Source organism: Pseudomonas sp. 2957 (genome assembly GCF_031456345.1).
Lineage (GTDB): Bacteria > Pseudomonadota > Gammaproteobacteria > Pseudomonadales > Pseudomonadaceae > Aquipseudomonas > Aquipseudomonas siliginis.
The window spans coordinates 75,667-88,288 of record NZ_JAVDUL010000003.1 but is presented as its reverse complement, the minus strand read 5'-3'; the positions used below and the strand labels follow the sequence as shown (position 1 = coordinate 88,288).

Below are 12,622 nucleotides of genomic sequence, written 5' to 3'. Positions count from 1 at the left end.
TCGGGCGACACAACACCTTGTGGGAGCTGGCTTGCCAGCGATGACGTCAGCCGAAGCGATAAATATCCATACCCAGCGCCCCCATCGTGAAACCCTGATGCGCCACGCTGAAAACCCCGCCAGCACCGCGAGCAAAGTACAGCGGCAACAAATGTTCATCACTCGGGTGACTGCGCACGGCATTCGGCGCCTCCTGGCGATAATCATGCAGCGCCGTTTCATCGTCGGCCGCCAGCTTGTCGATCATCCAGTCACGGAAATCCCGCGCCCACGGTTCAACGCTTTCCGGGCCGGCATGCCAATCCAGCTCCCGGAGGTTGTGGGTGATGCTGCCGGAGCCGATCAACAGAATGCCGTGTTCGCGCAGGCTCGCCAGTGTACGGCCAACTCGCGTCTGCAATGCCGGTCCGCCGCGACTCGGCAACGAGACTTGCACCACCGGAATATCGGCCTGCGGATACATCAAAGACAGCGGCACCCAAACACCATGATCGAACGGTCGTTGCGGATCGAGCCGCGCCGGCAGGTCATTGGCGTGCAGCAGTTGAGCCACCTCGGCGGCCAGCTGCGGATTGCCCGGGGCCGGGTACTGAACTTCAAACAGCGCACGGGGGAAACCGCCGAAGTCGTGCCAGGTTTCCGGGTGCGGGTGGCTGCTGACCAGCAGTTCCTGGCTTTCCCAGTGCGCCGAGACGATGACAGTGGCGTTGGGGCGCGGCAGTTGAGCGGCCAGTCGCGCCAGTGCCGGGCCGCTGGCACCGGGCTCCAGCGCCAGCATCGGTGAACCGTGGGAGATAAACAGGCTGGGCAACATGGACGGGCTCCTGAGCGCTAAGATGAACCATCTTCAGTCAGATCATCGATCTGAATCCAATATAAGTTTCTGCGGTTTTTCATCGGTTTTTCGGGAGTGATCCATGCAGCCTGAGTTTTGGTACAAGAAATGGGATTCGAACCAGATCGGCTTTCATCAGCCCGAGGCCAACCCGTATTTGCAGCGCTACTGGCCGGAGCTGGCGATTGCACCGTCGGCGCGTGTGCTGGTGCCGCTGTGCGGGAAGAGTCTGGATCTGCTCTGGCTTGCCGGGCAGGGACACCAGGTGATTGGGGTTGAGCTAGCGGAAAAGGCTGTCGAGGAGTTTTTCAGCGAACATCAGTTGCAACCGCAGATCAGCGAGCAGGGCGCATTCAAGGTTTATCGCAGTGTTGCGTTCGAATTGTGGTGCGGTGATTTTTTTGCGCTGACGGCCGAGGACGTCGCAGATTGTACTGCGCTGTATGACCGCGCCGCGCTGATTGCCTTGCCGGACGCGATGCGCCAGCGCTACGCGGCGCATTTGCAGCACTTGCTGGCGCCGGAGATGAAAGGGCTGGTGATTACCCTGGATTACGATCAGACGCAGATCCCGGGACCGCCGTTTGCGGTGGATGATGATGAGGCGCAGCGGCTGCTGGGCCAGGGTTGGCAGCTGGAGAAACTGGAAGAGCGAGATATTCTGGCTGAGAGCCCCAAGTTTCTACAGGGCGGGGTTGAGTGGTTGGTGGAGCGGGTTTATCGGGTTTCTTCCAGATAGTTTTTTATTAGCAGCTCCGGCGTCTTCGCGAGCAGGCTCGCTCCCACAGGGGAATGCGTTTCAAAGGTGGGAGCGAGCCTGCTCGCGAATGGGACTTTGCTGACAACGCATGATCTGAAGATACAAAAAAAGGCCCGCATCACTGCGGGCCTTCTTTTTTATTGCGATCAAATCAACCGCGACGACGCAGTGCGTCAATACGCTCTTCCAGCGGCGGGTGGCTCATGAACATGCGGGCGAAGCCCTGTTTGATGCCACCGTTGATGCCGAAGGCGTTCAGGGTGTCGGGCATATGCACCGGCAGGCCCTGTTCGGCGCGCAGACGTTGCAGAGCACCAATCATCGCGCTGGTACCGGCCAGGCGGGCGCCGGCTTCGTCGGCACGGAATTCGCGCTTGCGCGAGAACCACATGACGATTGCGCTGGCGAGGATGCCCAGCACCAGTTCGGCGAAGATGGTCGCCACGTAATAGGCGATGCCCTGGCCTTCTTCGTTCTTGAAGATGACCTTGTCGACGAAGTTGCCGATGATCCGCGCGAAGAACATCACGAAGGTGTTCACCACGCCCTGGATCAGAGCCAGCGTGACCATGTCGCCGTTGGCGACGTGACCGATTTCGTGGGCCAGTACGGCTTTCACTTCATCGGGCGAGAATCGCTCGAGCAGGCCCTGGCTGACCGCGACCAGCGCGTCGTTCTTGTTCCAGCCGGTAGCGAAAGCATTCGCTTCGTAGGCCGGGAAAATCCCGACTTCAGGCATCTTGATCCCGGCTTCGCGGGACAATTGCTCGACCGTTTGCAGCAGCCATTGCTCATGACGAGTGCGTGGCTGGCTGATGATTTGCGTACCGGTGCTCATCTTCGCCATCCACTTGGAGATGAACAGCGAGAACAGCGAGCCGGCGAAACCAAAGACCGCACAGAAGACCAGCAGCTGACTGAGGTCGAGGTCGACCCCGTTGGCCGCCATGAACCCGTTGAAGCCGAACAGGCTCAGGGTGATGCTGGCTATCAGCACGACCGCCAGGTTAGTGGCCAAAAACAGCAGGATGCGCATCATGGTTGTAGAACTCTCCTCAAGCTAAAGATGTAGCGTACTGCGGGGTATATAAGGTGCGGCACCGGGCTATTCAACCGAGTGACTATTTCAAACTGTGTCCTACAGCGGTTTCTTGAGGAAAAAGAAAATTCCCACCCTCGATTCCGACACGGATGACACAGCCTTTCGCCCCGCCGCCATTAGGTCAGACACGTCTGTACGGCTCGCATCGCAAGTGTAGAAGGGCTGCAAAGGCGCGGAACAAAGATGTGTTGCTGAATCAGACAGTGCGCAACAGTCAATCCGTTGCGCACTGCTGGCCATTACTGGCGGTAGGACTTGAGGAAGTTGCCGATGCGGCCGATGGCCATTTCCAGATCATCGACGCGGGGCAGGGTGACCACGCGGAAGTGATCCGGCCACGGCCAGTTGAATGCCGTGCCCTGCACCACCAGCAGCTTCTCGGAAAGCAGCAGATCAAGCACGAACTTCTCGTCGTTGTGGATCGGGCAGACCTTCGGGTCGATTTTCGGGAACGCGTACAACGCGCCCATCGGCTTCACGCAGCTGACGCCGGGAATATCGTTGAGCAACTCCCAAGTGCGATTGCGCTGCTCCAGCAGGCGACCCTGCGGCAGCACCAGATCCTTGATGCTCTGGTAGCCGCCCAGCGCGGTCTGGATTGCGTGCTGGCTCGGCACGTTGGCGCACAGGCGCATGTTGGCCAGCATGTCGATGCCTTCGATGTAGCTCTGCGCGTTGTGTTTCGGCCCGGAGATGGCGATCCAGCCGGAGCGGAAACCGGCCACGCGGTAGGATTTCGACAGGCCGTTGAACGTCAGGCAGAGCAGATCCGGCGCCAGCGAGGCAGTGCAGATATGCACGGCGTCGTCATAAAGAATCTTGTCGTAGATCTCGTCCGAGAACACCACCAGGTTGTGCGCGCGGGCGATTTCCAGCATGCCCAGCAACACTTCCTTCGAGTACACCGCACCGGTCGGGTTGTTCGGGTTGATGATCACCATGGCCTTGGTGTTCGGGGTGATCTTGGCCTTGATGTCGGCCAGATCCGGAAACCAGTCGGCGCCTTCGTCGCACAGATAATGCACGGCGTTACCGCCAGCGAGGCTGACGGCAGCGGTCCACAGCGGATAGTCCGGGGCTGGCACCAGCACTTCGTCGCCATTATTGAGCAGCGCCTGCAGCGACATCACGATCAGCTCGGAAACGCCGTTGCCCAAGTAGATGTCTTCGATGCCGACACCTTCAACCTGCTTCTGCTGGTAGTACTGCATCACCGCCTTGCGCGCGCTGAACAGGCCTTTGGAGTCGCTGTAACCTTGCGCGGTCGGCAGGTTGCGGATCACGTCCTGGAGGATTTCGTCCGGCGCTTCGAAACCAAACGGCGCCGGGTTGCCGATGTTCAGCTTGAGGATGCGCTGGCCTTCCTCTTCCAGTCGTTTGGCGTGCTTGAGCACCGGGCCGCGAATGTCATAGCAGACGTTGGCGAGCTTGTTCGATTTGCTGAACTGCATGGCGATGTGATCCCGAAAATGAACGATCCAGGCGGCAAATGGACAACCGTACTGGGATTGCTGCGTCTTCGCACAGGCGGAGGTCTGGCGCTTTAGCGCTCAGAATCCGTTTGAATGCGCCCGGTCTGGCTGCCAGACTGGCGCGTGACGAGGCGCAATCATACGTGCCGCCCGATCCGTGGAAAAGGTACAGATCGGGCTTTTTCAGCCGCTGAGGTGTGATGATGGAAAAGTTGCAGAAAACCCTGGAAGAATGGCGTGCCATGCTCGACCCCGAGCAGTACAACGTCTGCCGTCTGAGTGCCACCGAGCGTCCGTTTTCGGGCAAATACAACAACACCAAAACCGACGGTGTCTACCACTGTGTCTGCTGCAACGAGCCGCTGTTCGACTCCAAGACCAAATTCGACTCCGGCTGCGGCTGGCCGAGCTTTTACGCGCCGATCGGCGATAGCGCGATGACTGAGATCCGCGACACCAGCCACGGCATGATCCGCACCGAAGTGAAATGCGCGCGCTGTGATGCGCACTTGGGCCACGTGTTCCCGGATGGCCCACCACCGACCGGCCTGCGTTATTGCATCAACTCGGTGTGCCTGAATCTCGAGCCCCGGGAATAACCGAAACAGGCGACATCGCGTCGCCTTTTTATCGGTCAATTAGATTGCACACAATTCAATTGCTCGTTATGTTTGCGCCTTCCTGACCATTGCGGAGCCGACCCATGAGCGACAACCTGCTGAATATCCCGTGCACTACCATCAAGGGCGAGCAAAAGACCTTGGCCGATTTCGCCGGCAAAGCCGTGCTGGTGGTCAATACCGCGAGCAAGTGTGGCTTCACTCCGCAATACAAGGGTCTTGAAGAACTCTGGCAGACCTATAAGGACCAGGGGTTGGTGGTATTGGGTTTCCCCTGCAACCAGTTCGGCAAACAGGAGCCGGGCAATGAGGGCGCCATCAGCGAATTCTGCGAACTGAATTTCGGCGTCAGCTTCCCGCTGTTCAAGAAGATCGACGTCAACGGCGCCGATGCCCATCCGCTGTTCGTGCAGTTGAAGAAGCGCGCCCCGGGCGTGCTCGGCTCGCAGGGCATCAAGTGGAACTTCACCAAGTTCCTGATCGGCAAGGATGGCCAGTTGGTCAAGCGTTTCGCCCCGACGACCAAGCCGCAGGACCTGAGCGGCGAGATCGAAGCTCTGCTGAAATGAGCCTGGCGGTTGATTCGCTGAAGCTCGACAGCCAGTTGTGCTTCAAGCTGTACGCGGCCTCGCGGGCGGTGATTCGCGCCTACAAGCCGATGCTCGATCAGTTGGGCCTGACCTACCCGCAGTACCTGGCGATGCTGGTGCTGTGGGAATGGCAGGATGCTGCGCCGGAGCAACCGACGGTCAAGGCCTTGGGCGAACGCCTGGCCCTGGACTCGGGGACGTTGACGCCTTTGCTCAAACGTCTGGAGCAGAGCGATCTGGTCCAGCGTCGGCGCTCGGCGCGGGATGAACGCGAGATGCACCTGAGCCTGACGCCTGCCGGAACAGCACTGCGCGAGCAGGTCGGGCCACTCAAGGCGCGCCTGCTCTGCGACAGTGGCGTAGATCTCGACCGGCTCAATGATTTGCGCGCCGGCCTCGATCATTTACTCGGGCAGATCAAAGGGCTTTAGTAGTCGGCATCCACTGATCAAGCAACGCGGCGAGTTCTTCGCGGCGAAACGGTTTGGCCAGATAGTCGCTCATGCCCGCCGCGCGGCAGCGTTCGCGTTCCTCGGACATGGCATTGGCGGTCAGCGCGACAATCGGCAGATTCGGCCAGCGCCCGCTCTGGCGAATCTGCCGACTGGCTTCATAGCCATCCATCACCGGCATGTTGCAGTCCATCAGCACCAGATCGAAATCGGCAAACTCCAGCTGATCCAGCGCCTCGGCACCATGGCCCGCCACCACTACATCGCAGCCAAGCTTGCCGAGCATGCCTTTGGCGACCAGTTGATTGACCGGGTTGTCCTCGACCAGCAGCACCTTGCCCCGGCGCGCGGACGGCAAGGCATCCGCTTGTGCTTCGTTGAGGGTGGCGGCGTCCGGTTGCAGAATCCGTCGCAGATGCTGGTACAGCGCGTTGCGCGCCAGCGGCCGGGCTTGCTGCTGCAAGGGGGCGAGGGCGGCGGCTTCTTCGCTGGGCAGAAAACTGCCGTAAGCAGTCACCAGCAGAATCGGCGCGGTGATGCTAGGGCGCAGACCGAACAGGCATTCCGGGCAATCGGTGATCAGCACATCCGGACTCAGGCCCAGCAGCGAATCATCAATAGTGCGCTGCGTGTATTCCAGGCCCCACACCGGCAACAGGCTTTTCAGCAATTCCGCCAGGCCACTGCTGGCAGCGGTGATGGCGAGAACCTTGCCGCGTAACGGTATCGGCGGCAGCGCGCGGGTGTGAGAGGGCAGTGGCAGTTCGGCGCAGAACTGGCTGCCGAAGCCGCTTTCGGAGCTGATGGTCAGCCGACCCTGCATCGCCTCGCACAGGTTGTACGTCAGCGCGAGCCCCAGCCCGGTGCCGCCGTACTGACGGGTGATACCGGCGCCGGCCTGGGTGAACGGCTGGAAGATTTTCACCTGCGCTTCCTGGGCGATGCCTATGCCGGTGTCGCAGACTTCGATGCGCACGCCACCCTTGTACGCCGACAGACGCACATCGACCCGACCGAAACGGGTGAATTTCAACGCGTTGGACAGCAGGTTGCTGACGATCTGCCGCACCCGGGTCGGGTCGCCCAGCACCAGCGCCGGGAAGTGCGGCTCGATCAGACAGGTCAGCTCGACGCTTGGCGCGGCGTTCTGCGAGAGCAGGTTGGCGGTGTCTTCGATCAGCGAACCGAGGTCGAAGGGGATGTTTTCCAGCTCCAGTTGCCCGGCGTCGAATTTCGACAGGTCGAGAATATCGTTGAGCAGTTCCACCAGCACCTTGCCCGAGTCGTGGGCGATTGACAGTTGTTGCTGCTGCTCGGCGTTGAGCGGGCCATCCAGCGACAGCGCGATCATCCCCAGCAAACCGTTGAGTGGCGTGCGGATCTCATGGCTCATATTGGCCAGAAACGCCGAACGCGCTTCGGCCATGTCCAGCGCAGTGCGGCGGGCCACTTCCAGCTCTTCGTTGGATTGACTGAGGCGGGCGTTGATTGCCTTGAGTTCGGCGGTGCGCGCAGAGACGATGTCTTCCAGTTGCGCGAGGTATTCGGTCAGGCGGTTTTCCGCGGTGCGCCGTTGCTGGATTTCGGTGGCGATGTTCTCGAACTGCTGATTGGCGACCTTGACCAGCACGCCGATTTCATCGTTGCCGTGGCCGGCCGGGCACTCGAGCGTGGTCGGCTCGGCGCTGCGCGGGTCGCGACCGCTGAGCTCACGGATGACCCGCACCAACGGCTTGGTCAGCATCACGTAGAACAGCGCCAGGAGGATCCCGGTCAGCAGCAGGCTGCGGGCAAAACCGTTGAGCAGGGTGACTTCCGCGCGGCGCAGGAAGCGGCTGCCGAAGGCATAAGTGTCGACTTCAAGCTTGAGGACGCCGAGGGATTCGTTGGGCAAGTGGTCGAGGTACAGACGATCTTCGAAATGACGCTTGGCGCCGAACAGGAAGTCGCTGATCAGCCGATAGCTGCTCTGCAGTTCCGGGCGTTTGACGCTGGCCAGCACGGTCTCGTTGTTGTCGATCAGTTGCGCGGCGATGATCGCCGGCGAGCGCAGCAGGCCGAGGGTGAGCTCCTGCGCGAGCTCGGCGTCGATGTTATAGGCGATGCGCGAGGCCGGATTGTGGCTGATTTCCAGCAGCGCGAGGATTTCACGGTTGATGGAAGCGTCTTCGCTGGCATAATCGATGCCGATCTGCAGCAGACTGAGCAGGGTGCCCAGAATGAACCCGACCAGCACGGTAAGCCTGGCTTGCTTGTAAGACAGCCGGTGGGTGAATTTGATATCCATGGGTTGTTGAACCACTTCCGTTTCCCTTCGCTGCTCAAGCATAGTCGATCATGCAGGGATACCGAGGTTCCCGAATCGCCTTGTAACAAGGCTTGCTGAGGCGATTTTATCTGTGTGTCGTCGCTGGATCGTCATCATCACTGTGAAAGTGCCCGAGGAGAAGACGTGGATTCCCGATTGAATGCTTTTCTTGAACGCGCCGAGTCGGTTCTGGCGCGAATCGAACCACTGTTGCCGGCACCGCGCCCCGTCATTGACTGGAACACATGCCTGGCAGCGCGCTGGCAGCGTGACGGTCGCAGCGGTTACCTGTTGCCGCTGGAAGTCAGCCTCGACATGCGTCTGTCCGACCTGATCGGCGTCGACCGGCAGTTGGAGCAGTTGGGGCGCAACACACAACAATTTCTTGATGGCATGCCGGCCAACCACGCCTTGCTCTGGGGTTCACGCGGTACCGGCAAGTCTTCGCTGGTGCGTGCGTTGCTGGCCGAGCACGCCGGTGCCGGCCTGCGTCTGATCGAGATCGAACGCGATCACTTGGCTGACCTGCCACGCGTGGTCGAGCAAGTCGCCAAATTGCCGCAACGATTCGTGCTGTTCTGCGATGACCTGTCGTTCGAATCCGGCGAAGGCGACTACCGCGTGCTGAAAAGCGTGCTCGACGGTTCGCTCGAGCAGGCCCCCGACAATGTCTTGTTGTACGCCACTTCCAACCGCCGCCACCTGGTGCCGGAAAAGGAAAGCGACAACGAAAACTGGAAGCGCGTCGACGGCGAACTGCACCCGAGCGAAGCGGTGGAAGACAAGATCGCCCTGTCCGACCGTTTCGGCCTGTGGCTGTCGTTCTACCCGTTTACCCAAGAACATTTTCTCGACGTCGTCGAGCACTGGATCGGCCAGTTGGCCGCCAAGGCCGGCCTGAGCTGGCAGCGCGACGAAGCACTGGACATCCTCGCCGTGCGCTGGGCCACCGGCCGCGGTAATCGCAACGGACGTTGCGCGTATCAATTCGCCCGCTACTGGGTGGGACTGAAATTGCTGGAGCACAAGGCATGATTGATTTGCAACAAAGCGGCCAGGGCCTCGAAGGCTACGGTATGTTGGCCGCACAACTGGAATCGCTACTGGCGGACGAACGCGACTTCATCGCCAATGCCGCGCAGTTTTCCGCATTCCTGTTCAACCAGCTCGATGATCTGAACTGGGCCGGTTTCTACCTCAATCGCAACGAAGAGCTGGTACTCGGCCCGTTTCAGGGCCAGATCGCTTGCGTGCGCATCCCGTTCGGGCGCGGTGTTTGCGGCGCTGCTGCTGCCAGCCTGCAAACCCAGCGCGTCGAGGATGTGCATGCTTTCCCCGGTCACATCGCCTGCGACAGCGCGTCCAACAGCGAACTGGTAGTGCCCTTGGTCAAGGACGGTCGCCTGATCGGCGTGCTCGACCTCGACAGCCCGAAGCTGGCGCGTTTCGGCGCCGAAGATCAGGCCGGCATCGAACAACTGGCGGCGATTTTCCTGCGCCTGACCGACTGCTGATCAACCCCCGAGGCCAGCCTTGTGCAACAGGCTGGCCGTATCCACGCTGTCGATTTGCGCGGGATCAAGAAACCGCGTCGCGTACTGCATGTACACACCCTCATTGATGAACAGGCCGAACAGCGGCGCATCGATGTGCGCTTCACGGCACATGGTCGCCATGATCCCCAGCGCCTCGCTCAACGACTTGGCTTTCTTGTAAGGGCGATCGGCGGCGGTCAGCGCTTCGAAAATATCGGCAATCGCCATCATCCTCGCCGGCAGGCTCATCTCCTCGCGTTTCAGCCGTTTCGGATACCCGGTGCCGTCCATTTTTTCATGATGACCGCCGGCGATCTCGGCAATGCTGTCCAGGTGGCCGGGGAAGGGCAGGTGGCTGAGCATCATGATCGTCTGCACCATGTGATGGTTGATGATGTAGCGCTCTTCGCGAGTCAGCGTGCCGCGGCCGATCTTCAGGTTGTACAACTCGCCGCGGTTGTACTTGTGCGCGGGCACATCGAGTTTGAAGCCCCAGGGGTTGTCCTCGGGGATCAGTTCGCTCTTGTCGCGTTCGATCAGATGCTCGGGTTTGTCGGCCAGCAGACTTTCACTGACGGGCAGCAGCGGCGCAGGGGTTTTCGCCTGGCGGCGGTTTTCTTCCCAGGACACACCGACGCGATCATCAAGTGTGCGCAGCCATCTGCGTTGCGCCACTCGCTCGAGGCGTTGCAGATCAGCCTCGGCCATGGCCTCGCCACCGAGATTGCAGCGGGCGACAAAGGCGAAGTCGTCGTCGAGCATCAGCAACTCACTATCACGGGCGCGGGCCAGCGCCGCTTCGTCTGCACCGCTTGCCAGGGTCTGCCAGTAGTTGATCCACACGTCACGCTTGAGCACTTCGAAGCGGGTGCGGATTTCATGGATGCGGTCGTTGATGGTCTCGAGCTTGGTGGCTTTGTCGACCACGTATTCCGGCGTCGTGACCTTGCCGCAATCGTGCAGCCACGCGGCGATGTGCAACGCCTCCCATTCATCCTCGCTCGGTTGGTAAGCGCTGAACGCCGGGTCCTGGCTTGCCGCAGCAGCCTGGGCGAGCATCAACGTCAGTTCCGGCACCCGCTGGCAATGGCCGCCGGTGTAGGGGCTCTTGGCGTCGATCGCGCTGGCCAGCAGTTGGATGAAGGCGTCGAGCAGTTGTTTCTGCCGCGCTTGCAGACGCTGACTTTCGATGCTCACCGCCGCCGCGCCGGACACCGCCTGCAAGAAGGCAATTCGGTCAGGCCGCAGCTTTTCCAGATCACTCGGCTCACCACTGTCATTGACCAGCAGAATCAGCAGGCCGATGGTTTCATCGTGCTGGTTGTGCAGGCGGATGCCGATCAGGTGAATGCGCGGTGATTCCATGGCGAGGAGGATTTTCTGCAAGTCGCCGGCCTGATCGAAGCCCAGATGGCTGACGGTATTGTTGGCGCTGGCCAGTTGCTCGAACCACGCCGGGCCGGTGTTCTTATGCAGCTCGCGTCCCTCAATGTCGAACGCCTCCAGCTTCTGCGGCACGCCATCGATGACCAATCCATAAGGCTCCATGCGCGCGCCGTCAGCTTCGCGCAGGTAGATCAGACCGGCCTGCGCCTGAGCAATCTGTACGGTTTCGAACAGCACACGTTCGAGCAGCGGGGCAAAACGGGTTTCGGCGCACAGGCTGTCGGTGATGCGGAAGAAACTGCCCAGGGTTTCTTTCATCCGCGCCATCGACAGGCTTAATTGATCGACTTCCAGTACGGGCGAGCGGCGCGCCAGCGGAGAACTGAAGTCGAAGCTGCGGATCGCGTCGGCTTCCTTGACCAAGGCATGCAGCGGCTTGACCAGAATCCGCGAAATCACCCAGCCCAATGGCAGGCACAGCAACAGGATGGCCAGGGTGATCAGCGCGCCTTGCCAGCGCATCCGGAACGCATCCACCAGTAATTCGTCTTCCGGCACCAGCAGCGCCAGTTGCAGACCTTTCGGCCCGCCTTCCTCGATGCCGGTGCGTGCGACGATCCATTGCCGGTCGTTTACTTGCAGACGCTTGCCGATATTGTCGGAGCTGAGCAGCGCGTTCAGCTCAGGGCTGAGATCGGCCGCTCTGGCCAGCCGCGCAGTGCGGTCATCGACGATCAGGCGATGGCTGTCGGGGTAAGCCACGGCGTTGCCGTCGGTGTCGTACAGCGCGATCTCTGTCGAAGGCGTGACCTGGTGCTTGCCCAGGGCGGTCGACAGCGAAGCGAGGGTCAGGTCGGCGCCGATCACCGCGTTCTCGCCGCTGCGCCGGGCCAGCGTGGTGCCGACATTGTGGGTCGAGAAAAATACATAGGGCTCGGTGGTGATTTGCCCGGCCTGTTGCAGGGCGTCGCTGAACCAGGTCCGGCTGCGCGGATCGTACGGCTCTTGGGGATGCTCGCGGCGGTTGATCGGTGTCAGGGCCTGATCAAAGAACAATGATTGCGAGCGTATGGCGCCTTGTGGAGCATGCTCGATGCTCCAGACTTGATAGGCCGCCGCTTCCGGCGCCTGAAGCTGCGCCTTCAGAGCCGGAGTACGCAGCGCGCGCACCATGAAGAAATCGCCATTGGCGTAACCCAGATACAGCGACGCCAGCGCCGGGTTGTCGGTGAGCGACTGGCTGAAGGGTTTGAGCAAGGGCAGGCGTTGTTCCAGATCACTAGCCTGGGCTGCCGGGGTATCCGCCAGCAGGCTCAACAGGTTGCGGATCGGCTGATAGGTTGCCTGCAGATCGAGGCGTACATCCTGCTCGATGCGGTCAAACAGCTTTTCGCTGCTCGACAGGATGATCTGCGTGGTCTGGTGGTAATTGAACAGGCCCAGCACCACTCCGGTGAGCAATAAAAGAAAGGTGAACATGACGCTGATGTGCACGTGCAGCGGCAACCGGCGTTGCTCGGGGCGCAGTGGGCTGTGCATTGCAGGCTCTCCATGAATGTTTA

11 protein-coding genes are annotated in these 12,622 nt (G+C 60.8%); 6 read left to right on the top strand and 5 right to left on the bottom strand.

The window, feature by feature from the left end; translation table 11 throughout:
- Nucleotides 1-46: 46 nt before the first annotated feature.
- A complete protein-coding gene (locus J2Y39_RS10825; protein ID WP_310217475.1) occupies nt 47-814 on the bottom strand; it encodes a class III extradiol ring-cleavage dioxygenase in 768 nt (255 codons plus the stop codon).
- A 103-nt stretch (nt 815-917) separates the two neighbouring features.
- On the opposite strand from J2Y39_RS10825, the gene J2Y39_RS10820 reads away from it, so the two are divergent.
- Nucleotides 918-1,574: a thiopurine S-methyltransferase gene (locus J2Y39_RS10820; RefSeq protein ID WP_310217473.1), complete on the top strand. Its 657-nt coding sequence runs from the start codon at nt 918-920 to the stop codon at nt 1,572-1,574.
- 172 nt (nt 1,575-1,746) lie between these two features.
- Here the strand turns inward: J2Y39_RS10820 and htpX are convergent, their stop codons facing one another.
- Together htpX and J2Y39_RS10810 are read right to left on the bottom strand one after the other, a co-directional pair.
- Entirely contained in the window at nt 1,747-2,634 is an 888-nt protein-coding gene (gene htpX / locus J2Y39_RS10815) for a protease HtpX (RefSeq protein ID WP_007908619.1), read from the bottom strand.
- Nucleotides 2,635-2,936: 302 nt separating this feature from the next.
- Nucleotides 2,937-4,148: a pyridoxal phosphate-dependent aminotransferase gene (locus J2Y39_RS10810; protein ID WP_310217470.1), complete on the bottom strand. Its 1,212-nt coding sequence runs from the start codon at nt 4,146-4,148 to the stop codon at nt 2,937-2,939.
- A 224-nt stretch (nt 4,149-4,372) separates the two neighbouring features.
- Here J2Y39_RS10810 and msrB point away from each other — a divergent pair, with 224 nt between their 5' ends.
- The 3 genes from msrB (at nt 4,373) to J2Y39_RS10795 (ending at nt 5,810) form a co-directional block, all read left to right on the top strand.
- Complete coding sequence (gene msrB, locus J2Y39_RS10805; protein ID WP_041478500.1) at nt 4,373-4,768, top strand: peptide-methionine (R)-S-oxide reductase MsrB; 396 nt, start codon at nt 4,373-4,375, stop codon at nt 4,766-4,768.
- 104 nt (nt 4,769-4,872) lie between these two features.
- Complete coding sequence (locus J2Y39_RS10800; protein ID WP_133339387.1) at nt 4,873-5,358, top strand: glutathione peroxidase; 486 nt, start codon at nt 4,873-4,875, stop codon at nt 5,356-5,358.
- Nucleotides 5,355-5,810 carry a MarR family winged helix-turn-helix transcriptional regulator gene (locus J2Y39_RS10795; protein ID WP_056788501.1) on the top strand — a complete coding sequence of 152 codons (456 nt, stop codon included), beginning with the start codon at nt 5,355-5,357 and terminating at the stop codon, nt 5,808-5,810. The genes J2Y39_RS10800 and J2Y39_RS10795 overlap by 4 nt, the downstream gene beginning before the upstream one ends.
- Here the strand turns inward: J2Y39_RS10795 and J2Y39_RS10790 are convergent.
- Nucleotides 5,797-8,118 (bottom strand): response regulator, encoded by a 2,322-nt coding sequence (locus tag J2Y39_RS10790; RefSeq protein ID WP_305381229.1) that lies wholly within the window; start codon nt 8,116-8,118, stop codon nt 5,797-5,799. The genes J2Y39_RS10795 and J2Y39_RS10790 overlap by 14 nt on opposite strands.
- A gap of 165 nt (nt 8,119-8,283) precedes the next feature.
- Here J2Y39_RS10790 and J2Y39_RS10785 point away from each other — a divergent pair, with 165 nt between their 5' ends.
- Nucleotides 8,284-9,174 (top strand): ATP-binding protein, encoded by an 891-nt coding sequence (locus J2Y39_RS10785; protein ID WP_095182195.1) that lies wholly within the window; start codon nt 8,284-8,286, stop codon nt 9,172-9,174.
- On the top strand, nt 9,171-9,653 hold the full coding sequence (locus tag J2Y39_RS10780; RefSeq protein ID WP_016770850.1) for a GAF domain-containing protein: 483 nt from the start codon (nt 9,171-9,173) through the stop codon (nt 9,651-9,653). Before J2Y39_RS10785 ends, J2Y39_RS10780 begins: the two co-directional genes overlap by 4 nt.
- On the opposite strand, the gene J2Y39_RS10775 is transcribed toward J2Y39_RS10780, so the two are convergent.
- Nucleotides 9,654-12,599 (bottom strand): HD domain-containing phosphohydrolase, encoded by a 2,946-nt coding sequence (locus tag J2Y39_RS10775; protein WP_310217462.1) that lies wholly within the window; start codon nt 12,597-12,599, stop codon nt 9,654-9,656.
- Nucleotides 12,600-12,622: the final 23 nt, after the last annotated feature.

Bases quoted from the DNA above. Each gene is read 5' to 3' on its own strand.
- J2Y39_RS10825 (WP_310217475.1), bottom strand. From the start codon at position 814: ATGTTGCCCAGCCTGTTTATCTCCCACGGTTCACCGATGCTGGCGCTG.
- J2Y39_RS10820 (WP_310217473.1), top strand. From the start codon at position 918: ATGCAGCCTGAGTTTTGGTACAAGAAATGGGATTCGAACCAGATCGGC.
- htpX (WP_007908619.1), bottom strand. From the start codon at position 2,634: ATGATGCGCATCCTGCTGTTTTTGGCCACTAACCTGGCGGTCGTGCTG.
- J2Y39_RS10810 (WP_310217470.1), bottom strand. From the start codon at position 4,148: ATGCAGTTCAGCAAATCGAACAAGCTCGCCAACGTCTGCTATGACATT.
- msrB (WP_041478500.1), top strand. From the start codon at position 4,373: ATGGAAAAGTTGCAGAAAACCCTGGAAGAATGGCGTGCCATGCTCGAC.
- J2Y39_RS10800 (WP_133339387.1), top strand. From the start codon at position 4,873: ATGAGCGACAACCTGCTGAATATCCCGTGCACTACCATCAAGGGCGAG.
- J2Y39_RS10795 (WP_056788501.1), top strand. From the start codon at position 5,355: ATGAGCCTGGCGGTTGATTCGCTGAAGCTCGACAGCCAGTTGTGCTTC.
- J2Y39_RS10790 (WP_305381229.1), bottom strand. From the start codon at position 8,118: ATGGATATCAAATTCACCCACCGGCTGTCTTACAAGCAAGCCAGGCTT.
- J2Y39_RS10780 (WP_016770850.1), top strand. From the start codon at position 9,171: ATGATTGATTTGCAACAAAGCGGCCAGGGCCTCGAAGGCTACGGTATG.
- J2Y39_RS10775 (WP_310217462.1), bottom strand. From the start codon at position 12,599: ATGCACAGCCCACTGCGCCCCGAGCAACGCCGGTTGCCGCTGCACGTG.